This is a genomic window from Maribellus comscasis (genome assembly GCF_009762775.1).
GTDB classification, from domain to species: domain Bacteria; phylum Bacteroidota; class Bacteroidia; order Bacteroidales; family Prolixibacteraceae; genus Draconibacterium; species Draconibacterium comscasis.
In genome coordinates this window covers 635,927-660,835 of record NZ_CP046401.1, presented here as the reverse complement: position 1 = coordinate 660,835, position 24,909 = coordinate 635,927, and the positions used below count along the sequence as shown (strand labels likewise).

Below are 24,909 nucleotides of genomic sequence, written 5' to 3'. Positions count from 1 at the left end.
ATTTAAGGTTTATTTTTCAATTGACTCATAAGGAATAAATCCTTTTGGACTTTTATCGCTCAATGCTTCTCTTGGTTTGTAAAACTCAGGACTGTCGTATATTTTTCGAAGTAACATTTCTTTTGTATTCTGTTCGGCTAAATGAGCAATGCCTATTGCATGTTCAGCCAGATTTAACCCTAACGGATTAAACGCGCCATTCTCGGTAACAATTACAACAGGATCGGCTGCAATTGCAGTGGTCGTAATTCCCTCCGGGCACATATCGATGATTTTGGAAATACCATTGTTGGTTGTTGATTCCATTGCGATGATTCCATAACCATTTTTTGATAAAATAGAACCACGCAAAAAGTCTGCCTGTCCGCCAATTCCGCTGTAGATTTGTCTTCCTTTTAAAGAATCGGCCCAAATATTTCCATGAAGGTCTACCCCGATTGCGCTGTTAATAGCAATCATTTTGTGTTGTTGTGCAATACGTAAAATATTATTGGTAAAGTTGCAGGGCCGGTTCTGTACAGAACTGTTGTAATCGAGCCAGTCGTAGCCGTTTTTGTCTTTTGCGAGGAAAATTGATGAAATAGAAAAGTTAACGTCTGAAAATTTGTTTGTAACTATTTTCTTCTCGATGAGCTTTTGCATGGAGTCTGTAAATAGCTCGGTGTATATTCCAATATCTTTAATTCCTTTGTCAATAACAGCGTCAGTCACAGCTTCGGGAACTTTGCCTATGCCATATTGTAAAGTACATCCATCAGTAATAAAAAGTTCGGTTATTAGCCGGCCGATTTTATGTGCTGTTTCATCGGGTCGCAGATAAGGAATTACGGGAAGAGGGTAATCAGTATCAATTAAAAAATCAATATTCGATTCGTCGATGGTCGTTCCCAAAATAAATGGCATTTGTCTGTTTCTCTCAGCGATTACAATTCCACCATTTGCTTTGGCTGTATTAACCGCCGCCTGAACACCTTCCACTGTGGTGCCGTAGCTGTAATTACCCCCTTTGTCGGGGCCGCTGACCTGGATGAAAACCACATTTGGCTTTAAATAATTTTTTACCTGGAAGGGAACATTTGAGAGGTGCATCACCTGGTAGGTTGCCAGGCCCTCGTTTAAAGCTTTCCTTGAATAAGGGCCTGAAAAAATAACCCTGTGTTTTATGCGTTGGCACGATTCCTTGCTAAATAATTCCTGAATATCACCCAAAAGTAAAATGCTTATTAATTCGACTTTTTTTATCGATTTATCTTTCACCAATTGTTGTAAAAGGGTCTGTGGCGTTGCTGCATTGCCCCCGGTATAAATAACGGAGCCAGGTTTTACATTTGTTGAATTAACCGCTTCCGAAATATCCTTAATTACTTTCATACCATATTATTTGTTAGAGCTTTTTATTTGCTGACCGAAGTTAGAAGTATCAAATCAAACAAGACAAGAAAAATATCATAAAATCGGGCTTGTTCATGTTTTGTACGACATGTTTTAAGATTTAGAGGCAGTTTTGTGATGATTAGCAATGCTTTAAAGATGATTGTTTGTTGTCTTAGATGATAAAATACAAACAGAAAAATGGATTTGAGTTTGAATGCGCGAACAAAATGTGTTATATAACATGTTTTCGGGTGTATGTTTTTTTTATATTAGTGCAATCGATTGCTGCAATCGATTGCACTTGTAGAACTAGCTTAATTGAAAATAATAAATGAAAGTCTATTTAAAAACACCAACATAGTTTAGTTAGAATCACAAAAGGAATCTGCGTTTTTAAAGCTGGATTCCTTTATATTTTGAACGAAGTTTAATATAATTTAACTAGACCATGAATAATTGCAAATACTTCTTATTCGCAATCCTTATATCATACTCATGCTCTTCAGGCAAAGAATATTTGAGTGAATCAGAACTGATCTCTCATTCCGGGGAACAGTTAACATACGCTTTGGAAATTGCTGAATCGTTGAGAGATTCTGTTTTTGTATCACCAAGAACCATTGAAGACGGAAAGCTGAAGTTAGTAAAAAGAAGAGACTGGACCAGTGGTTTTTTCCCGGGAAATTTGTGGATGATGTATGAAATGACTGGCAAAGATTTCTGGAAGAACGAAGCATTGAAATATACATTACCTCTAAAAAAAGAACAGTGGAACGGAGGTACTCACGATATGGGATTCAAAATGTTCTGCAGCTATGGAAAAGCCTGGGAAAACACGAATAACAAAGAATTTAAGGATGTTTTAATTCAATCAGCAAAGACTTTGGCTGCCCGGTTTAATCCGATGGTTGGCAGTATTCGTTCCTGGGATCACAACGCTGATAAATGGGATTTTCCGGTGATAATTGACAATATGATGAATCTTGAACTCTTAGTGTGGGCGGCAAAGGAATCAGGTGAGGAGTATTTAAAAGATATTGCGGTCGCCCATGCCTATACCACACTGAAAAATCATTTTAGAGAAAATAACTCATCATATCATGTTGTTGATTATAATCCCGAAACCGGTATAGTTCAGAATAAACATACGCATCAGGGGTATGCCCATGAAAGCTCCTGGGCGAGAGGACAGGCGTGGGGGCTTTATGGTTTTACTATGATGTATAGTGAAACCGACAACGAGGATTTTTTGGAACAAGCGCAGAAAATCGCAGAATTTTTGTTGGAGCAGCCAGGCATAAAAGAGGGCAGGGTTCCTTACTGGGATTTTGATGCTCCGAATATTCCTGATGAGCCTTTTGATGCCTCAGCGGCAGCAATAATGGCTTCTGCCTTTTACGATTTGGGGCACCTTGTTGAAAATGGACAAAAATACAGCGAGGTTTCAGAAAAGCTGTTTTTTACATTATCATCACCTGATTTTTTGGTTCCTGTTGGAGAAAACAAAGGATTTCTTTTGAAACATTCTACAGGGCATAAACCACATAATTCAGAAATCGATGTGCCCATTGTTTATGCCGACTACTACTATCTTGAATTATTGAAGAAAAGATCGAATTCTCTGCTCAACTGAACTTTTGAGTAACAGGATTTACTTATTATTATTTTTTAACTAAAACTATTACTATGAAAAACAAAAATGGAATTAAAAGAGCGTTAAGCTTTTTAATGCTATGTTTCTTTTTCGTTGCGGTAAGTATTGGCGCGTACGCCCAGAAAACCGTTAGCGGAGAAGTAAAAGACGAAGGAGGACTGCCTCTTCCCGGTGTATCAGTTATTATTAAAGGTACAACCAGTGGGACAGTTACGGGGATTGATGGCGATTATTCCATTCCGAATGTAAATGATGATGCAGTGTTGGTATTTTCATTTGTTGGGATGGAATCGCAGGAGGTTGCCGTTGGCAATCAAACAACAATTAATGTAACCATGAACACTTCAACCATTGGTCTGGAAGAAGTTGTTGCCATTGGTTACGGTACTCAGAAAAAAGCTAACCTGACTGGTTCAGTAGGGGTTGCAACTGCTGAAAGACTGGAGAATCGTCCGATTACTTCAGCAGGGCAAGGATTACAAGGGGTAATTCCCAACCTGAACATCACCATTAGAAATGGTGACCCGACACGAACGGCCGATTTTAATGTTCGTGGAATGGAATCTATTAGTGGTGGTAGCCCGCTTATTTTGATTGACGGTGTACCCGGTAACATGGATAAATTAAATCCAAACGACATTGAAAGTATAACTGTGCTGAAAGATGCTGCAGCTGCTGCAGTATATGGAGCAAGGGCTGCATTTGGTGTTATACTGGTTGAAACCAAAAGAGGTAAAACTGGTAAAATGACTGTAACCCTGGCAACCGAGCAATCAGCAACCAAGCCAATCGCATTAGTTGATCCGGTTACAGATCCTTTAACCGCTGCACTTGCATGGAACGAAGCTAATAACCGCACTAATGGTACTGATCGGTTTGATGAGGACTACATAACCGGATTCCAGCGCTGGAAAGATAATCCTACTTTTGAAAATGAGTGGGGCGTATATGACGGAACACTTCGTCGTTATGGTTATACCAATTACAAGGATATGACCATTGATGACTTCGCATGGCAGCAAAAATACGACATGAATATTTCAGGAGCCACTGAAAGCGCTTCATATTATGTGTCTTTTGGTTACATCGACAAGGAAGGTTGGGCTAATCTTCCAAAGGATAAAGATTACATGTATAAAAGATACAACGTTTTAATGAAAGCTGATTTTAAGATCAACGACTGGTTAACAATGGATGAACAAGTTAGTTGGAGTGCGGAACATAATGATCAACCTCACTTTTATAACTGGGATACCAACATTAATTCCATAGCCAGGGTAAATCCGAACCATTTGGTTACATTTCCTGATCTGCCTTACTATCTGGAACCGGGAGACCATGACCAGTATGAACAATATATCGGAATGTATTTCCTGAGTTTGAATGCATTGCCTTACTGGGAAGATGGTGGTCGTGACACCGAAACCGAGCAAAGATTGTTAATGAAACAAGGGGTTACACTTACTCCTATTGAAGGATTAAGAATTCGCGGAGACTTTTCTTACAGCACATATCATCGCGAGCGACAGGATGTGGCCAGTAAAATTGAAGGGATTCAAAATACCGACCTGACAAATATTCAAATTGGAAACGGATTTAGTGGAACTGATTTTATTTATAATTATTCCAATTATGATCAATATTATGTTGCAAACGTTTATGGTGAATATACCGTTCCGGGATTAACCGACCATTTTGTTAAAGCTATGGTGGGTTACAACCAGGAATGGGGCAGAAATACTTATGTAGGTGCAAGAGCATATACATTAATTACTCCACTTATTACCGATTTAAGTGCAACTACTGGCACGCAGCAAACATTTGGTAGCAGATCGCATTTTACTTTGAGAGGATTGTTTTATCGTTTAAATTACAGTTACAAAGACAGGTATCTTATAGAGGCTAACGGACGTTACGATGGTACCTCACGTTTTCCAACGGATGACCGTTTTGGATTCTTCCCTTCAGTTTCTTTTGGATGGAGACTTTCAAACGAACCATTTATGGAATCGGCCAGCAACTGGCTGGATAACCTGAAATTTCGTGTTTCTTATGGAACTTTAGGAAATCAGTTGTTGGTGGACAGCAATAATAATCCTATTTATTATCCTTATATTTCTACAATGGGGACAGGTACATCACCCTATATGATGTCATCAGCAGGACGAATTCCTTATGTTTCTGCAGCGGGTTTGGTGAGTCCGACTTTAACATGGGAAACGGTTGAAACCAGAAATATTGGTTTTGATATCACGACTTTAAATCAAAGATTTGATTTATCGTTTGATTATTTTATCCGCGATACCAAAGATATGTTGATGGATGTAACACTTCCTTCAGTATTGGGTACTTCCGCTCCACAGTCGAATGCGGCTGACTTAAGAAACACCGGGTGGGAACTGGCAGCTACCTGGCGGGACAGAATTGGCCAGGACTGGATGTATAGCGTAACACTTGCCCTTTCGGATAGTAAATCAGAAATCACTAAATATGACAATCCTTCAGGAGATATTTCTGATTATTATGTTGGACAGCAATTGGGTGAAATCTGGGGTTACGTCACAGAAGGTATCTTTCAGACTGATGCTGAAGCTGAAGCTCATGCCGACCAGTCGCAATTGGGTGCCAACTGGCGGGCCGGAGATATTAAATATATGGATTTAAATGGAGATGGAGCTGTAAATGCAGGTAGCGGAACTTTGGATGATCCCGGCGACCGTAAAATAATTGGGTACAACCGCGACAGGTATCAGTTTGGTTTGAATCCTGACATTCAATACAAAGGCTGGACATTGAATTTATTCTTCCAGGGAAGATTAAAACGTGATTATCTGCCAAGCAACGGTAACTGGAATGCCTTCTATCCGTTTAACGCAGGGCATATTGAGAAGTTCTATCTTACTGAAACGTGGAGTGAAGATAATCCGAATGCTTATTTTGCTGCTCCGCATATTTCAACCAATACGAAAAAGAATATTCAGCCACAATCCCGTTATGTACAGGATGCATCATATATTCGTCTGAAAAACATAACCTTAAGTTATTACCTGCCGGATAACCTGGTTAAAAAGGTTGGAATGAGCCGCGCGCAGGTATATCTCTCAGGAATGAATCTTTGGGAAGCTACCGGAATGCATAAGCCACTCGATCCTGAACAAACTGCAACAGTTACTCAGGAATACTATTTCGACCGTGTTTATACGTTGGGTGTTAAGGTTTCATTCTAAAAACGATAAAAAGAAAAAGAAATGAAAAAATATAGTTTAAAACTTGGATTAGTAGCTTTTGCAACCTTATTGTTTATGAGCTGCAACAATGAATTTCTGGAAAGATATCCATTGGATCGAATAAGTAATGAGACTTTCTGGAATACCGAAAATGACCTGATGGTATATAACAACAGTATTTACGAAAGAGTAAGAAATGACGATCAGGTTCCGATTTTAATGGCACACGACGATGGTTTTGATAGTCACCGCTATGGAATATGGTATATTGATGAATTTACGGACAATATTGCACCACGAGCTTCACGTCATACACGTTATCAGGAAGTTCGTTCTGGAAAGCATTCTGTACCTTCCGGATCGCAGTGGTATGGATGGAGAGATGGTGGATGGCAATTCGTAAGAGCCATAAACGTTGGGATGGACAATTATGACAAAGCCTTGGAAAATGGAGTAGCAGAGGAGACGGTGAATAAATACAAAGCGGAAGCACGTTTGTTCCGTGGTTGGTTTTATGCCGATAAAATTTCAAAATTTGGTGCTGCTCCATGGATTGACCATGAATTGACTCCAGACTCAGAGGAGCTTTATGCTCCGCTGGATTCGCGTGAAACGGTGATGACAAATGTTTTGGCTGATTTGGACTTTGCCTCCACCTGGCTACCCGATGACTGGGGCGATGGCAGTAGCCCGGGACGTATTAACCGTTGGGCAGCCTTACTGATAAAATCTCGTATTTGCCTGTTTGAAGGTACATGGCGTAAGTACCATGGAGTGGGCTCCGATGCCAATATGTGGTTACAGGAAGCGGCTGATGCTGCAAAGGAAATTATGGATAATGGACCTTATACTTTGTTTAATACAGGTGATCCTGAAAATGATTACCAGGCCATTCATAAAATAAAATCAGATTTGACAGGTGTGCCGGAAGTAATGTATTGGAGAAGATACGATCCGGCTGTTTTTCCAAACCACGTGCAAAGTTACCACAGAGGGTACAATGGTGGAGCTACCAAAAATTTTGTAGAAGATTATCTTTGTACCGACGGTTTGCCAATTACCTTGTCTTCTGAATACCAGGGTGATGCAACTTTGCAGGATGTGTTTGCCAATCGTGATCCACGATTGCGCCAGACCATTCTTCATCCCGATGATGCTACGCGCTGGAGTTGGAATAATGGCGATGTAACACGCACATATCCTCGTGTTTCGGGCCAGGGCGGTCAAACTTCAGAAACAGGATACTCTATTTGTAAAGTATATGAACCAACTACTGCACATGCCACTTACAACACTTCTGATACACCGGCTATCATTTTACGATTTGCTGAAGCTTTGTTAAATTACGCAGAGGCAACGGCGGAATTGGGTACGTTGGATCAGGCGGGTCTGGATATGAGTATTAATTTATTACGCGATCGTGCAGGGATGCCACACATGCCACTGGATCCTCCAATGGATCCTCGATATGCCAATGATGGAGTTTCGTCACTGATTGTTGAAATTCGTCGCGAACGCAGAATTGAGTTGTTTATGGAAGGTTTCCGTTACGACGACCTGAGACGTTGGAAACAAGGCAAAAAACTGGAAAGTCCTGACCTCGGAATTCGCTGGGATGCCAATATGCAATCCATTATCGATCCCGATGGCCTGGCTGTGGTTAAATCAACAACGGTTGATGGCGTACCTTATATCGATGTATATCAGGATACCGACTGGGCTGATCCGGTTTTTGATGAAAGTAAACATTATTTATGGCCTATTCCGCTCAGTGCTATCGCTCAAAATCCAAATATTGAGCAAACTACAGGGTGGTAAACCAGGCGTAATACGACAACGATTATTCATTTAGTCGTCTAAATAACACAAAGCCGTAATTATTTGTAGTTACGGCTTTGTTTCTCTTTTTTTAGAAAAGCAGGCAGTGTCAGATAAAAGTCTGTAACTACGGGGAAATAGACGATGATGCGGCCCGACTAATTTATTCACATATATTTTTTGTGGCGAATTTTTATAATCAATGATTCTTATTCGGAAATATAAGGAAAGAGTTTACAACAGAAAGATTCTGCTTGTTCTTTCACTTCTGTTTTTTTTGTTTTCTGTATCCGTTCGTACGAATGCAAAATTTGCAGACGATACGGATGAGATAGGTAAATTAATTTCACATTTAAATACCGATTCACCCGAAATTCGCCAACTTAAGTCAGGATCAACAAATCCCGGGAAATTTATTGAAAAGCTACTCGGGTATTATAAAGAAAGAATTTCAGTAAAACATTTTGTTAATCCCGCTTTTAGGACTCAGTTTGTCGGCAATTATGCTGACAGTTCCGATTTTGTGATTGCCAATAATGCCCTGAACCATATTTTTATCGGACAGCGTGCTTACCCTCCTCATTTTTGCGGCGATGATATCAACTGGAATTCGCGTCCGGTTCCTGATAATGAATGGGTGTGGCAACTCAATCGTATGTATTTTTGGAGTTCTATGGCAAAAGCTTACTGGCATACCGGTGATGAGAAATACGCAAAAGAATGGTGTTATCAGTTCATTGACTGGACCAAAAAAAATCCAAATGATGAAAACCACAAATATGCATGGAGATCGATTGAAGCAGGAATTCGTGGACACAGTTGGATGAGTTTATACCAGCATTTTATTGGCTCGCCGCATTTTACAACCGAGGTACTGGTTGCTTTTTTGAATAGTTGCTACGACCACGCTGAGTTTTTGATGACAAAATACAGATCCGGAAGTAACTGGGGGCTTATGGAGGCGGAAGGCTTGGCATTTATAGCCATTACTTTTCCTGAATTTAAAGATGCTGAAAAATGGAAAACAGAAGCCTTCAGAAGATTAAACAATGAAATTAATATACAGGTGTATCCCGATGGCCACCAGCGAGAGCTCGCCATGGGGTACCATCTTGGTTGTATAAACTGGTTTTTGCGTACCTGGCATTTGGCAAAATTGAATAAGTTGGAAAATGCGTTTTCTGAATCCTACCTTGAGAGGATTGAGCAAATGTGTGAAGTTCCAATGAAACTTTGTCTGCCCGATGGCACAAATGTGCAGTTTGGTGATGCCTGGGAAGGAACTCCCGGGCAGCATAAAGAAAGATATACCGAATGGGCAAAACTTTTTGACCGCAAGGATTTTTTATTTCTGGCAAGCAATGGGCAAAAAGGACACAAACCGGATTCTACAGCTTACGCTTTGCCTTTTAGTGGTTTATACTCCATGCGCAGCGGGTGGAACAAAGATGCAGTTTGCCTCGTTTTAAAATGCGGGCCGGATGGCGGTGGACACAGTCAGCCTGACAATGGTTCCTTTGATGTGTATGCCGGAGGAAAGAATCTGATGCCCGATGCCGGCAGTTATATCTATAGTGGCGATCCGGAAGGGCGACGCTGGTTCAGGCAAACAAAGGTCCACCAAACATTAACCTTAGATGGTAGAAATACTGCTTATGAACCCAAATTGGTGCTTTGGAAGCCGGGCAAAAATACCGATATCCTGGTGGTGGAAAATCAGAGTTATGAAGATTTAAAGCACCGGCGCTCTGTATTTTTTGTTGATAAAAAATATTTTGTAGTTGTTGATGAGGCAATTGGAGATGCCACCGGAGATATTGGAATTCACTTTCAACTCGCACCGGGTGACGCGATTTTTAATCGCGATGAATACTCTGTAAAATCAGATTTTAAAGATGGTTGGAATGTCTATGTCCAAACTCAGAAACAATCAGGGTTAAGTTTGAAGGAAGAAGCGGGGTGGGTTTCATTTGAATATACAAAAAAGGAGCAACGACCCGCTTTTTGTTTTAACCTGAAAAAGAAAAACGGGAACTCAGCTGTCCGCTTTGTTACTGTGGTTGTGCCTTATCAGAATAAACTTCCTGATATAAGTATTGAAAGTGTAAATGCAACGCAAGATAAACTGGAAGTTGTAGTAAAAAATAATGGAGTTCGTAATCGTGTTGCATATTTTTTGAATTAAATGGCAGATATGAAAAGAACTATTCTGAGTTTACCAATCATTGTTTTGAGTCTCTTTCTTTTGAAAGTGAGTGCCCGGGAGTTTGTTCACCCGGGCATACATCAAACAAAGGCCGATTTGGATTATATGAAATCGCAGGTTTTAAAAGGTGAACAGCCTTGGAAAAATGCATTCGACAGTTTAAAGGCAAACATTGATTTGGATTTTGAAGTAAATCCATTTGCCCATGTTATTCGGGGACCTTACGGAAAACCCAATATAGGTGCCGATGACTTGTCACAAAGCGCTAAGCTGGCATACCAGTGCGCTCTTATGTGGTACATTACAGACGAACAGAAATATGCTGATAAATCCATTGAGATTCTGAATAAGTGGTCATCAACATTATGGGATTTTGATTATAATGATGCAAAATTACTCGCAGCCTGGACAGGACATCAATTATGTAATGCAGCCGAAATTCTACGTAACACAGATTCCGGCTGGAAGAAGGAGGGACAGGAATCGTTCAAGAGTATGTTGATGACGGTTTTTTATCCGTTGATGCGTTTTTATTTTCCACGGGCAAATGGTAACTGGGATGGAGCCATCATTCATTCTATTCTTGCAATTGCTGTTTATATGGACGATGAGGAAATGTACCAAAATGCACTGAATCATTTTTTGTACGGGCCTGTAAACGGAAGTATTTTTAAATACATCTGGCCAAGTGGACAATGCCAGGAAACGATGCGCGACCAGGCACACGTCCAATTAGGGTTGGGAGAATTTGCCGGCGCTGCCAGGATTGCCTTTACACAGGGGACAGATCTTTTTTCAATTGCCGGAAACAGAATCGCTTTGGGCTATGAATACACAGCAAGCATTTTGGCTGGAGAAAATCCGCAGTCGTATGGAAAAATATCAGAAAGAGCTATGCGTTACCGCGACGACTATGAATATGTTTACCGTCACTATTCAGCAAAAGGAGTTGATATTCCTTACACAAAAATCGCAGCCAACGCAGTACGTCCGGAGGCCACAATAAGTGTATTGACGGCATTCAGAGCTCCGGGTACAATAAAATTAGAAAAGAAAACAGCACCTGAGCCGTCTGAAATTGCATGGCCAACCGGCGCACTCGAAGTTGCTGTAACCGAAGCACCTGAAGACGCAGCTGTGGTTGAACCAGGCCAATCGGTTCAGGATGCAGTAAATGCAACAGGCAGTAACGGGTGGATTTTATTAAAAGCGGGTTTACATACCTTGCCTGAGAAACTAAAGATACCCTCAGGTGTAACGATTTCTGGCGAGGGAAAACAAACCATGTTGTATCTCGATCCTTCAGGTGGGCGCGAAGCTGTTGTGAATGCAGAAAATAATATGATAGATGTTATGTTTCGCGACTTAATTCTGGAAGCAGCCGGCAATCCGGATCCGGGTAGCGATCCAAACAGCAGACGCTCTTTTCGCAGTCGATCAAACCGCGGAGGAATACTATTTTTGGGAACCTCCGAAGGAGAGATGAAAAACATTACATTAAAAAATGTAACGGTAAGAAACAGTACTTACAATGGCGTTTTTATTAGCGGAGCACAAAATGTAAATATTATTAATTGCGATTTTAGCGAGAACGGTTCAGATATTGTACCCGGACCTAAATTGCAGCACAACTTACTATTGTCACATTGTTCTGATGTTACAGTTAAAAATTGTCGGATGGTGACTTCTCCTCATGGCAGCGGCGTGGCTCTTACAAATTGTAAAAATGTAAATATCGATTCCTGCGAAGTAGCCCGAAATGCGTATTATGGAATAGTAGTTTCCGAATCTCAAAATGTAACTGTTTCAAATTGTCTGGTTGAGGGAAACGACAGAAGTGGTATAATGGCCGAATATTTATTTAACGGTTCTGAAAATATCTCGTTGAAAAATAATCTTATTCATTATAACAACGGTTTTGGAATAGAATCGTATTCAACAAAGAACCTAGTAACCAATGGAAACACTTTAATTGGTAATTTCAAAAAAAATCAGAGAAATATAAGTGATGAGAAAAAAGTAATCATGCAGTAAATAAATCTTAAAACCAACTAATATGAAAATAAAAAATTTGTTATTAATCAGTTTGATATGTGTGGTAATTGGTTTTCCTTCATTTGCCCAGGAAGACAATGTTCAGAAACTGGAAAATCCCATTTCAGTTCAGTACCTGAAAAAGAATCTGCGGAAATCACAACCGCGTTTGGTATTAAATTCCAAAATAAAAAGTAACCTCAAAAAGAAATTAAAAAGCGATCCGGTTGTACAAAATATGTACAAAGCCATAAAGCTGAATGCGGAAAGTATTTATGATGACCCGCTTTTGGAGAGAGTTGTAGTTGGCCGTCGGTTGCTGTCAACTTCACGCGAAATGTTATGGCGCGTAAATATGTTGGGTATGGTGTACCAGTTAGACGAAGATAATAAAGCGCTGGAACGTTTAAATGATGAGCTTATTGCGGTCTGTAATTTTTCGGATTGGAATCCCTCTCACTTTCTTGATGTTGCGGAAATGTCAATGGCCGTGGCTTTTGCGCTCGACTGGACTGCCGGTAAACTTCCTGAATCAACCATTGAACTCGCAAAAAGGGCATTGATAGAAAAGGGCTTAAAACCGAGCTGGCCCGAAAGTGGAAATTCTCCGGGCTGGGCATACGGCCATAATAACTGGAATCAGGTTTGTAACGGCGGTATGATTGCGGCTTCTATCGCCATTGCGGAAAAAGATCCGGAGCTCGCAGCAAAAACAATAAGCCGCGCGCTTGACGGAATGGTACAGGCATTAAAACAATATTCACCCGACGGCGTGTATCCCGAGGGGTCAACCTACTGGGGCTATGGAACCAGTTTTTCAGTGGTAACTGCGGCGTTCCTGGAAAGTGCATTTGGAACCGATTTCGGAATTGCCGATTACCCTGCATTTAAAGAAAGTGCAGTATTTCGTTATTTAATGAATACTCCGTCTGGCTGGTATTTCAATTTTGCTGATTGTGGCGATAAAAGAAGTGCTGCCGGTGATGTTTTTCTGGCATGGTTTGCAACAAAAACCGGAAATGCTGAATTTTTTGAAAAAGAACGATTTTTAATGCCTGCTGAAGACATGGGTAAATTATCGAGGCTGGGAGGAGCTGCGTTGGTATGGTTGTCGCAATACAAAGAAAGCGCAGATGTAAAAATGCCAACCGCCTGGAAAGGCAACGGTTCAAATCCGCTTGTGGTTTTTAAAGGCGATGAAGATGACAACCACAACTACTATTTTGGCGGAAAAGGAGGAAGAGCAACTACCAGTCACGGAAACATGGATGCTGGCTCTTTTATATTTGAATTAAACGGTGTGCGTTGGGTAGTTGATCCGGGGAACCAGTCATACCATGAATTGGAAAAAACCGGGTTCGATTTATGGGGAAGCTGCCAGGACTGCGAACGCTGGACTTTGCTTACCAAAAATAATTTTGGTCACAGCACTATTTCCGTTAACGACCAATTGTTTGTAAACAATGGTCAGGCAACTTTAATTGAATTTAAAGAGGGCGAAAATCCAGCAGCATCGTTTGATTTAACAGCTGTTTACGGCGAAAATATGAAAAGTGCAGTTCGCACATTTACGAAGGACAGCCCGACCTCAATTGTAATAGAAGATAAAATGGAAACTTCTGAAAAAACAAGACAAATCACCTGGCAACTGATGACAACTGCCGATGTGGAAATTGTTGACGGAGGTGCTGTTTTAACTCAGGATGGCCAAAAGTTAAAAGTTGAAAATTTGTCTCAGCCCGAAATAATATTCTCGGTAATTTCTCTTGACCCCGCGCCAATGGAGTTGGATCGCCAAATCAAAAAATTAAAACGTCTGGAATTACGTATCCCTGCATGGACTTTGGAAAATGGAAAAGGCACAATTAAAGTTCGTCTTTCAGGAGAATAATTAATGTAAAAAGAATGTATAAATGAAGGTTTGGCTTGGTATTATATTATTTCCCTTACTTTCTCTTTCCGCTTGTTCCCAAAAAGAACAGGAAGAAAAAAACCCGGGCGAATTAATTTTTCAATCGGGATTTGAACCGGATTCGGAAGTAATTCCACGGGGAAACGATGCGGATATTGCTGGCGTGGATAATTCATTAAATAAAAACAATGATTGGGTGACCGATTTTGATAATCACCCCGATATTGGAAACTTTAATCTGCAATATCAGGGGGGCGATTCAACCATGCGTTATGCAAAAATAATTTCGGAACCGGGAAATCCTTCAAATCACGTCTTACAATTCTGGCTAAATAAACCCAATGTTGATGGAAAAAAAGGGCGCATTCAGGCAAATATTTATGGAAATAACGGAATGAAGGATTTTTTTCAGTCTGTTCGTATTTTCCTGCCCAACGATTTTAATGCGGTGCGAACGTTTCCCGGTAAAATTCATTGGCTGACCATTGCTGAATACTGGAATAACATTACCTGGAGCCAGTCGGTGCCAAATCGTTTTCGAATTACGCTGGGAATTGGAAAACCTGTAGAGGAAGAAAGTGATTTGTATTTTATTCTGGATGCACAGGATTGTGAGTTATTTGAGGACGGAAGCCAGAAATATACTACTGTTTGGGCAGAAATTAATCAAAGTGTGAAAGTTCCCGTTGGTACATGGTTTACCGCTGAGTATTATTATAAAGAAGGAAACGATAAAAATGGCCGGTACTTTATGACAATTCAGCCCGACGGAGGAGAGAAAATTGTTGTTTTTGATGTAAATAAAGTTACCCACAATACCGGGGATAATAATCCGGATGGAGTAACAGATTTTAATCCGATGAAACTTTATACTTCAAAGAATTTGATTGAATATATGAATAGCAAGGGAAAAACATTGCAGATTTACTGGGATGATTTTAAATTGTGGAAAAATAAACAACCATAAATGATTCCTGAAGAATAGATGAATATTTGAAAATAACTTAAATCAACAAGAATGAAAAACATATTGCCTGTATTAATTATAGCCCTTTTTATTTTTTCGGTTAAAACGAGCGTTTCCGCTGACTCTGATTTAGACACTATCGAAAAGCGTGTTTTTGAAACACTTGAGAACCCGGATGTTGATGATGCGGAGATTGCTTCGTTGCTTCGCACTTTTACCAGCGATGGAAAGTGGCCGGGTATCAACTATGAAGATGTTTCCAGAACAGGTTTTGAACACAGAAATCATAGCGGGAATATGGTGACATTGGCAAGAGCTTACCAAAAAAAAGATTCAAAATATTACAAAAGTGGAGAAGTAAAATCAACCATTTCTGCAGCATTAAAAACTTGGGTTGATAACGACTATATATGCGACAACTGGTGGCACAACCAGATTGGTACGCCCAATAATCTTGTTACACTTATGGTGTTGGCAGGAGACGAACTCCCGGAGGAACTGGTAAAAAAGGCTCAGCCAATAATCGGAAGAGCGAATATTAGTGCCGGAGGCGCCCGCCCGGGAGGAGACCGTATTAAGATAGCAGGAATTGAAGCAAAGAATATGCTTTTCCTGGGAAATAGAGAAAAGTTTGATGAAGTTATTAAAGTGATTGAAGGCGAAATAAAACATGTTGAGTGGATTGGAAACGACTACGGTTTTGGCTTTCGGAGGATAGTTGGTGGCTTTGATAATCGGTCGGCTGAAGGTCGTGGAATTCAGTATGACAATAGTTTTCATCACCGCACAGACGGAGTAAATAACACACTCTCATACGGATTGGGTTATGCCGATGCTTTTGTTGAATGGGCGGTTTATACAAACGGAACGAAATATGCTTTTTCTGAAGAAAAACTGGAAGAACTGATAAACTATTTCCTCGATGGAATTTGTAAAACTTGTGTGTTTGGAAAATACCCGGACCCCGGAGCAAAAAACAGAAGTATCAGCAGAGAAGGAACGTTGAAACCATACAGCGCAACAACTGCAGAAAACTTATTAAAAACCACTGATTATCGTAAGAAAGAGTTACAGGAAATTGTTGACATCCGAAATAAAGGAATAAAAACAACACTTTCTCATGCAACTTTTTTTTGGGATTCCGAGCATTTTTCATTTCAGCGGCCCGACTGGTTTACATCCGTAAGAATGTACTCTACACGAGTTTACAACATGGAGTGGCCATACAACAGTGAGGGACTGCTCAATCATCATCGTGGCGATGGTGTCAATCATGTATCACTTACCGGCGACGAATATTTTGATATCTGGCCGGTTTACGATTATTTGAAAATTCCGGGAACAACAGTGATGCAAAAGCCGGAATTTCCTTCAGAAAATGAAATTCAGAAATTGGGTGAAACTGATTTTGTGGGAGCCGTAACCGATGGAATATACGGCGCTGCTGCTTTTGATTTTAAAAGCCCGCATGATCCATTAATTGCCCGAAAAGCATGGTTCTTTTTTGATAATGAATATGTTTGTTTGGGAACCGGAATTTCGTGCAGGAATAACGATTTCCCCGTATTTACAACTTTAAATCAGTGTTTACTTAGGGATGATGTAACTGTTTCGGCAAACGATATTTCTTCCGTAGTTGAACGTGGGAAGAATAAATTCGAGAATGTAGATTGGATATTTCAGGATGGAGTGGGTTATGTTTTTCCTAACCCAGCAATTGTAAATATCGAAAACGAAGCTGCAACCGGCTCGTGGTGGAAAATCAACAAACAATCCGATTCGCCAAAAGACCAAATGAGTTTGGATGTTTTTAGCGTTTGGCTCGACCATGGGAAAAGACCAAGCAACAAAACTTACGAATATATCATTGTACCCGCAACAACAATCGGAAAACTTGAAAGGAATGTTTCAAAGAATAATATTGAAATTCTTGTCAATACCGCTGAAATACAGGCGGTAAAGAATAAAGAATCACAAATCTGCCAGGTCGTGTTTTACAAAGCCGGCGAACTTGAGATTTCAAATAATCTTAAACTGGTGAGCGAACATCCGGGAATTGTGATGTTAAAAATGGAAGGAGATAAAGTCTCCAAAATAACAGTTGCTGATCCGAATAGGGAATTGGATAATTACCACCTGTCGATTTCACAAAAAATTACAAATCCGGGAGAATATTTGGATGCTACGTGGAATGCAAAAGAAAATTTAACGAACATTACCATTCGTTTGCCCCGAAAGAATTATCGGGGAGCCAGTGTTTCAATTAAATTATAAGGATGATTTAAAACCACAACCAATGAAAAATCAATTGTTAACATGGTCAGTATTTATTTTTTTTATTGCTTTTTTAATTTCCTGTCAGGAAAAGTCAGGACATCCCGGGATATTGTTACTGGATGGCGAGGAAAAAAGTATTCAAAACCAGATAGAATCCAGTGAAACCTGGGGAAAGGTTCATGAAGCAATCATTGGTGAAAGTGAAAATATTCTTCAATCCGAGTTACATGAACGAATAAAAATCGGAAGAAGGTTACTTGGAACCTCAAGAGAATATTTGCGCCGGGTATTTTATCTTTCTTATGCTTACCGGATGACGGGTGACGATCGTTTTGCCAAACGTGCAGAAAAAGAAATGGTAAAAGCTGCCGGTTTTTCCGACTGGAATCCATCTCATTTTCTTGATGTGGGAGAAATGACAATGGCACTGGCTATAGGTTACGATTGGCTTTTTGATGAACTTTCGGAAGAATCAAAAGAAATAATTAAAAAGGCGATTGTGGAAAAAGGGATTGAACCTTCTTTTAATGAAGATTACAATTGGTTTTTGAATGCGGAACATAATTGGAACCAGGTGTGCAATGCAGGAATGACATACGGAGCTTTGGCCATTCAGGAGGATTATCCCGAACTTGCTCAAAAAGTGATTGATCGGGCATTTGAAACCATTCCGAAAGCAATGGAAGGTTACCAACCTGATGGGGCATATCCCGAGGGATATGGATATTGGGGCTACGGAACATCATTTAACGTGATGTTTTTAAGCGTTGTTGAAAAAGCGCTGGGTACTGATCGTGGATTATCAGAATCGCCGGGGTTTCTTGAAACCGGAGGTTTTTTAGAGCACATGCTGTTGCCCTCTGGTGGCTGCTATAATTGGGGCGACTGTGGTTCAGGCGGAAGTTTGAAACCTGCCATGTTTTGGTTTGCCGAAAGAAATAATGATCCCTCTTTGCTCTGGATGGAAAAACAATTTCTGGAAACGAACGACTATTCGCAGTTTACACGCGACCGTCTTTTGCCGGCTATTATGATTTGGGGGAAAGATATTCCTCTGGATAAAATAAGCCACCCCAACGAAAAAGTTTGGATGGGACAGGGGAAAAATCCGATATGTTTAATGCGTAGCTCCTGGACAGACCCGAATGCCGTTTATCTCGGTTTTAAAGCCGGTTCTCCGTCTGTAAACCACGGGCACATGGATATTGGTTCTTTTGTTATGGAAGCAAACGGTGTGCGTTGGGTTATGGATTTTGGTTCGCAAAATTATGAATCTTTGGAATCAAAGGGAATGTCGATTTTCGGACGCACCCAGGATGCAGAAAGATGGACCATTTTCAGGTTAAATAATTTCGCGCATAGTACGCTTATCGTAAACGACGAATTACAACGGGTGGATGGTTATGCAAAAATCGATAATTATTCGGATGCCGGTGATTTTATGTATGCCATTTCTGATATTACAACTTTGTACAAGGGGCAACTAAAAAAAGCAGTTCGGGGAGTTGGAATAAAGGAAGAAAGTTTTGTTGTTATTCGCGATGAACTCGAAACTCCCGATAAACAAATCAAAGTGAGGTGGAATCTGGTAACACCCGCCGATGTTGAATTGGGCTCTCATTCAGCTACTTTATCAAAAGATGGCAAAAAGTTATTCCTAAAAATAAAAGGACCGGAAAATTTAAAGATGAAAACCTGGAGTACCGCTCCGACAAATGACTACGATGCCCAAAATCCGGGGACAACAATGGTTGGTTTTGAAGTTGATTTACCTGCAAATTCAAAAGAAACATTTGAAGTGTTATTGGTTCCGGAAGAGGCCTCTGATACGGCAGATTTTGGAGATAAAACACTAACGGAGTGGTAAACATCGGACATTTTAATTGTATCTACTATTGAATAATTTTTGTTTAAACCGATATTTATGAAACATATTCTTTGCTTTTTTGCTTTTGCTTTGATTTCGTTAGCTGGTATTTCACAAACTGCCATAAACGGGACAGTTATAGATGAAAGTGGAGAGACGGAATCAATTGAACAGATAATTGAGATTGATAAAGTATGGGCTGGTCATCCGGTGGGTTTTTGTTTATACACACACGGTAACCGGCAGTATATTGCATATTATAACGCCGAACGGCGAACAGTTGTCGGCCAAAGAAAACTTAATGACAAAAAATTTGAACTCCATGTTTTACCGGCAACATCGCGTGAAACTGCTGGCGGAACCAGTACTGTTTTAGGATGGGATAGTCACAATTCCCTTACTTTGGGTATCGACAAAGAAGGATATATTCACCTTTCAGGGAATATGCATGTAAATCCGATTACTTATTTCCGAAGTCAAAAACCAAACGATATATCAACGCTTCAACAGGTTTTTGAAATGGTGGGAAGGGAAGAAAAAAGATGCACCTACCCACATTTTATGCTTACTAAAGAAGGCGAATTGCTTTTTCATTACCGTGATGGAGGAAGTGGAAACGGAAACGAGATTTACAACATTTATAGCTGCGAGACAAAGACCTGGCAAAGACTGTTGGACACGCCGCTCACTGACGGACAGGGTTTGATGAATGCTTATCAAACACAGCCAACAGTGATGAAAGACGGTTGGTACCATGTATACTGGGTTTGGCGTGACACACCTGATTGTTCTACAAATCATGATCTTTCATATATGAAAAGCCCGGATCTGAAAAACTGGTATAATGCTTATGGAGAGCAAATAAAAATGCCGGCAACGCTCGACCAAAAATCGTTAATTGTTGACCCGATTCCTGTACAAGGTGGAATAATTAATTTGGCCGCAAAACTTTGTTTGGACGATGAGAACAGACCTGTTTTTGTTTATCATAAATATGACGAAGATGGGAATTTGCAGTTTTATTCCGCGCACCTTGTAAATAAAAAGTGGATTTATAAACAAATTACAAACTGGGACTATCGTTGGGAATTCTCGGGTAACGGAAGCATTAACAGCGAAGTGCGTTTGAAGGGATTTAAGAAACGTGACGACGGATATTATGAGGTGGACTTCTGGCATATCAGATACGGGAATGGCACTATTCTTTTAAACGATAAATTTGAAAGTATTGGCAAAGTTTTAAAGCCTGAACCATTTTATACACAGTTGGAGATTGAAGGAAATTTTCCCGGATTGCAAATTCAAACAACCGGTGATATTGGCGATTCCAGTGAAGATATCAGATACATGCTGAAATGGGAAACATTGGATCGAAACCGCGATCGGCCACGTGAAAAGCCATGGCCCGAGCCAGGTCAGCTTTATTTGTATAAAGTGAAGAAAGCGAAATAAACAATATTATAAAATGAAAAAATATTTACTGTTTGTTGTAGCAGCTTTTATCTTTTGGGGAAATCTTTTTGCTCAAAAAAATTGGAAGGATATAAAAAGTGTGGAGGATGTTTGTAGCACCTACCCTGAGCAAATGAAAAAAATGCTTGATGATTTTAATCTGGATTACCCAGGTTTGGAAAAAGTGAGGAAAGCCTATCAGAAAGGTAATATTGAAAAAGCTTGTGCCGAGCTCCTGGAATACTACAAAAACGGAAATGCAGCTGAATATTTGCGACGTGAACAGCCGGTGCCGGGAACAGGAACGGTTGCTTCTGCCGATACGATTTTAAAAAATGTGTTTACCATTCAGAATGTGAAAGGTGTAGTTCCGTATCTGGAAGATGGTCATCGCGACTGGTATTTCAAAGGGCCAAATACAGATGAAGAATGGGCATGGTTATCCAATCGTCACAGTCAGATTAGCGAAGTTTTTTTGGCTTATTTCAAAACCGGAAATCCTGAATATGCAAACTATATCGACTTGTTTTTGCGTGATTTTATTATCGGGAGCTGGCCCTACCCGGAGAAAAAAAGCAGTACATCAGTTTGGCGTGGATTAGAGGTAGCCGCACGCGTAAAAGTATGGTCGCGTATTTTTTACGGAATGATTAACAGTAATTATCTATCGCCTGCAACCCAATTGTTAATGTTAAGTAGTTTACCCGACCATGCGCATTACAACCGAAATTTTCATGCCCAAAATAACTGGCTCACTATGGAAATTTCTGCATTGGCAACGGCTGCGACTAATTTTCCTGAGTTTAAAAAATCAGATGAATGGTTGGATTATGCGATTGTAACCATTTCTGAGAGTATGAAGGGACAAGTATACAAAGATGGAGTGCAAACGGAACTTACATCGCATTACCATAATGTAGCGATGCGGAATTTTGAGCTCTTCGAGGAAATATGTGAACATGCAAACCGCGAGTTGCCTGAGTTTTTTGTTCAAACTATCGGGGACATGTATTATTATATTGCACACGCTGTTCGCCCCGATGGCGACCGAATTTTAAACAACGACGGTGACCGTGGCAGTGACCGGGACTTGATTCTTCATGCGGCAGAAAAATCCAATAGACCCGATTGGAAATACATCGCTACCAACGGAAAAGAAGGAACCCTGCCAAAAGACGGGCCATCATACTTTTTTCCCTGGGCAGGGCATTTAATTTCACGAAGTGGTTTTGATGCTGACGCTCAATGGTCATTTTTTGACGTTGGTCCTTGGGGAAGTGGGCATCAACATAACGATAAGTTGCACATTTCCGTAGCTGCTTTTGGCCGGGATTTACTTGTTGACGGAGGACGATTTGCCTACCGTGGTGCAGTGGCCGACAAATTCAGGAAATATGCACAGGGGAGTCAAAGTCACAACGTTATTATGATTGATGGAAAAGGACAGGCGCCCGGGCCACGTTTAGCCGAAGAGCCTTTGACAGAAAAGTATTACAGAATTACCGATGATTACGATTACGCGATTGGTTCATTTGATGATTTTATTGATTTGCAAGGAGAGTGTAAACACACACGGCGCTTGTTTTATGTGCGAGGAGACATGTGGGTGGTTATTGATGAAATTGAAACCGATCGTCCCAGAGAGATTGAAGCTCTCTGGCACTGGCATCCAAACTGCAATGTAAAGGTTGAAGGTGAAAATGTTTTTACCGACAACGAAAGAGGAAACCTGCGAATTGTTCCTGTAGGAGAGCAGGAGTGGAATATTTCATTTGTAAACGGACGGGAAGAGCCTGAAATTCAGGGTTGGTACAGCGAGGAGTACAATACTTATGAATCGAACACCGCATCAATTTATTCAACACGGATCGAAGGCGACAGCAAGTTTATCTGGGTTTTATTTCCATCAGAAAATGTAGCCAATGATATAAAAGCTGAAATCATTTCTGAAACAAATGATGAAATGAAACTGAGGGTTTTTAACAGCAAAAATGATGAATGGTTTGTAACTATTCCGTTGTAAACATTGATTTAAAATGAATAAGAAATTTTTTGTTTCAGTAGTTTCTGTCTTTTTGATATTTATTTCTTTGGGAAAAACGACCGCTCAAAGTCAAACAGCGTATCCGTTGGAACTCAGGCAACTTCATGAAAATGTGTGGGCAAATATTATGGTTGAGCCCGTCGATGAAGAGGAAGTTACGGTTTTGATGAGTTCTCTCACTGCAAAAGGTTCCTGGGAAAATATCGACTATACCAGTCAGCAACGCGGTGCCTGGGAACCACGGAGTCATATTTCGCGTTTGCTGGAAATGGCAACGGCCTATCAAACTGAAGGTTCCCGGTTGTATCAGAACAAAGAGCTTTCACAAAAAATTCACTCGGGATTAAATTTTTGGTTCAAAAACGATTTTATCTGTCCAAACTGGTGGTACCCCGAAATTGGTGTTCCAATGGTTTTAGCGCCCTTGATGATTTTAATGGAAGTTGAACTCTCTGCAGAGCAAAAACAGCTGGGAATAAAAATATTGGATCGTGCAGAAATTGGAATGACAGGACAAAATAAAGTTTGGCTTTCCGGAAACGTTTTATTGAAATCGTTGCTGCTGAAGGATACAGAAACAATAAAAAAGGCGGCTGAATCCATAAAAGAAGAACTTGTGGTTAGCACGGGAGAAGGAGTTCAACCTGATTGGTCCTATCATCAGCATGGCCCGCAATTGCAATTTGGGAATTACGGCTTATCGTATGTAAATGATATGATAAAATGGATTTCAGTTTTGAGGAAAACATCTTTTCAGTTTGACGAAAACAAAGTTGAAATTTTGCGAAACTATTTGCTCGATGGGCAACAATGGGTAAGCTGGAAAAATCAGATGGATATTAGCGCATGTGGTCGCCAGTTATTTGTCGATTCCCCTGAACAAAAAGCAGCAAGTCTTTCCTCTTTTTTTTCAAAAATGGAAAGCCTCGATCCTGCCAATGCAGAAAAATATCAAAAGGGCAACGATTACAAAATGCTTTCCGGAAATAAACATTTCTGGCGTTCCGATTTTCAAGTGAAGCGAACTCCTGAATCCTATTTTTCTGTTAAAATGTGTTCGGAACGGGTGATTGGCGCAGAATCGTGTAATTCCGAAAATTTACAGGGATATTATATGGGCGACGGGGCTACGTTTTTATATCAAACCGGGGAAGAATATCGTAATATCTTTCCATTTCTGGATTGGAAAAAAATACCCGGAGTTACAGCCCATCAGGATAATGATACATTACCGGTGTTAACGGCCCGAGGTTACCGGCTTGAAAGTAACTTTGTCGGTGGAGTTTCTGACGGAAAGGATGGAATTGCTGCTATGGATTATAAACGTAATGGGTTGACTGCGAAGAAATCATGGTTTATGTTTGACGATGTGATTATTTATTTGGGGGCAGGAATTAGTTCTTCCGAAGGTTTGCCTGTTACCACCGGAGTCAATCAGGTTTATTATAACGGTGAAATTGAGTCTGCAACGAAATCGGGTAGCGACGAAATTTATAAATGGATACTTCACGAAAAAAGTGGATATTATTTTCCTGAAGGTTCAAAAGTAAAACTGACAGCGAAAACAGAAAAAGGATCGTGGAACCGGGTTGCCAGTCGATATACCCCAAAAACTACTTATGCAAAAATCTTCAGATTGTGGCTGGAACACGGTGCAAATCCTCAAAATGAAAAGTACCAATATGTTTTGGTTCCGAATGCAACAGTTGCAAAAATGAAAGCTTTGGATGCTGATTTTCCTTTCAAATTTCATAATAAAAAGAATTTACAGGAAGTTGTTTCAAAAGATGAAAAGATAGCCGGAATTGTATTTTATGAAGCCGGCAAATCAGAACATATGGGAGGTATAGAAGTGGATGCGCCTTGTTTGATAATGTTAAAAAAGCAAATGGATGAAATCAGGCTTTTTGTGGCAGAGCCTACACAGCTTTTAAGTAAAATAACCGTGACATTGAATGGTAAATTTTTAGGTGAAAATACGGTAGTAGAAAATGGCAAGTCGAAAATAAAAATAGACCTTCCTGAAAACGAGGAAGCCGGAAAAACAATGAATTTGATATTGAAAATTCGATAGAAA

At 40.2% G+C, this 24,909-nt stretch carries 13 protein-coding genes; 12 read left to right on the top strand and 1 reads right to left on the bottom strand.

Features of this window, described 5'->3' with window-relative positions; all coding sequences use genetic code 11:
- Positions 1–9 precede the first annotated feature (9 nt).
- The gene (locus tag GM418_RS02690; RefSeq protein ID WP_158862887.1) at positions 10–1,371 is read right to left on the bottom strand and encodes an acetyl-CoA hydrolase/transferase family protein; all 1,362 of its coding nucleotides are present in this window, start codon (positions 1,369–1,371) and stop codon (positions 10–12) included.
- A gap of 451 nt (positions 1,372–1,822) precedes the next feature.
- On the opposite strand from GM418_RS02690, the gene GM418_RS02685 reads away from it, so the two are divergent.
- The 12 genes from GM418_RS02685 to GM418_RS02630 all read left to right on the top strand — a co-directional run bounded on the left by GM418_RS02685 (position 1,823) and on the right by GM418_RS02630 (position 24,906).
- Positions 1,823–3,007 carry a glycoside hydrolase family protein gene (locus GM418_RS02685; protein ID WP_158862885.1) on the top strand — a complete coding sequence of 395 codons (1,185 nt, stop codon included), beginning with the start codon at positions 1,823–1,825 and terminating at the stop codon, positions 3,005–3,007.
- 53 nt (positions 3,008–3,060) lie between these two features.
- Complete coding sequence (locus GM418_RS02680; RefSeq protein WP_158862883.1) at positions 3,061–6,255, top strand: SusC/RagA family TonB-linked outer membrane protein; 3,195 nt, start codon at positions 3,061–3,063, stop codon at positions 6,253–6,255.
- A 21-nt stretch (positions 6,256–6,276) separates the two neighbouring features.
- Positions 6,277–8,073 carry a RagB/SusD family nutrient uptake outer membrane protein gene (locus tag GM418_RS02675; protein WP_158862881.1) on the top strand — a complete coding sequence of 599 codons (1,797 nt, stop codon included), beginning with the start codon at positions 6,277–6,279 and terminating at the stop codon, positions 8,071–8,073.
- A gap of 202 nt (positions 8,074–8,275) precedes the next feature.
- Positions 8,276–10,258 carry an alginate lyase family protein gene (locus GM418_RS02670; protein WP_158862879.1) on the top strand — a complete coding sequence of 661 codons (1,983 nt, stop codon included), beginning with the start codon at positions 8,276–8,278 and terminating at the stop codon, positions 10,256–10,258.
- Between the two features lie 9 nt (positions 10,259–10,267).
- Positions 10,268–12,313: a right-handed parallel beta-helix repeat-containing protein gene (locus GM418_RS02665; RefSeq protein WP_158862877.1), complete on the top strand. Its 2,046-nt coding sequence runs from the start codon at positions 10,268–10,270 to the stop codon at positions 12,311–12,313.
- A 22-nt stretch (positions 12,314–12,335) separates the two neighbouring features.
- Positions 12,336–14,204 carry a heparinase II/III domain-containing protein gene (locus GM418_RS02660; protein ID WP_158862875.1) on the top strand — a complete coding sequence of 623 codons (1,869 nt, stop codon included), beginning with the start codon at positions 12,336–12,338 and terminating at the stop codon, positions 14,202–14,204.
- A gap of 22 nt (positions 14,205–14,226) precedes the next feature.
- On the top strand, positions 14,227–15,192 hold the full coding sequence (locus tag GM418_RS02655; protein ID WP_158862873.1) for a hypothetical protein: 966 nt from the start codon (positions 14,227–14,229) through the stop codon (positions 15,190–15,192).
- Between the two features lie 51 nt (positions 15,193–15,243).
- A complete protein-coding gene (locus GM418_RS02650) occupies positions 15,244–17,466 on the top strand; it encodes a polysaccharide lyase family 8 super-sandwich domain-containing protein (protein WP_158862871.1) in 2,223 nt (740 codons plus the stop codon).
- Between the two features lie 22 nt (positions 17,467–17,488).
- On the top strand, positions 17,489–19,336 hold the full coding sequence (locus GM418_RS02645; RefSeq protein WP_158862869.1) for a heparinase II/III domain-containing protein: 1,848 nt from the start codon (positions 17,489–17,491) through the stop codon (positions 19,334–19,336).
- Between the two features lie 57 nt (positions 19,337–19,393).
- Positions 19,394–20,788 (top strand): BNR repeat-containing protein, encoded by a 1,395-nt coding sequence (locus tag GM418_RS02640; protein ID WP_158862867.1) that lies wholly within the window; start codon positions 19,394–19,396, stop codon positions 20,786–20,788.
- Between the two features lie 13 nt (positions 20,789–20,801).
- Positions 20,802–22,811 (top strand): alginate lyase family protein, encoded by a 2,010-nt coding sequence (locus GM418_RS02635; protein ID WP_158862865.1) that lies wholly within the window; start codon positions 20,802–20,804, stop codon positions 22,809–22,811.
- Between the two features lie 13 nt (positions 22,812–22,824).
- Complete coding sequence (locus GM418_RS02630; RefSeq protein WP_158862864.1) at positions 22,825–24,906, top strand: polysaccharide lyase 8 family protein; 2,082 nt, start codon at positions 22,825–22,827, stop codon at positions 24,904–24,906.
- Positions 24,907–24,909 lie beyond the last annotated feature (3 nt).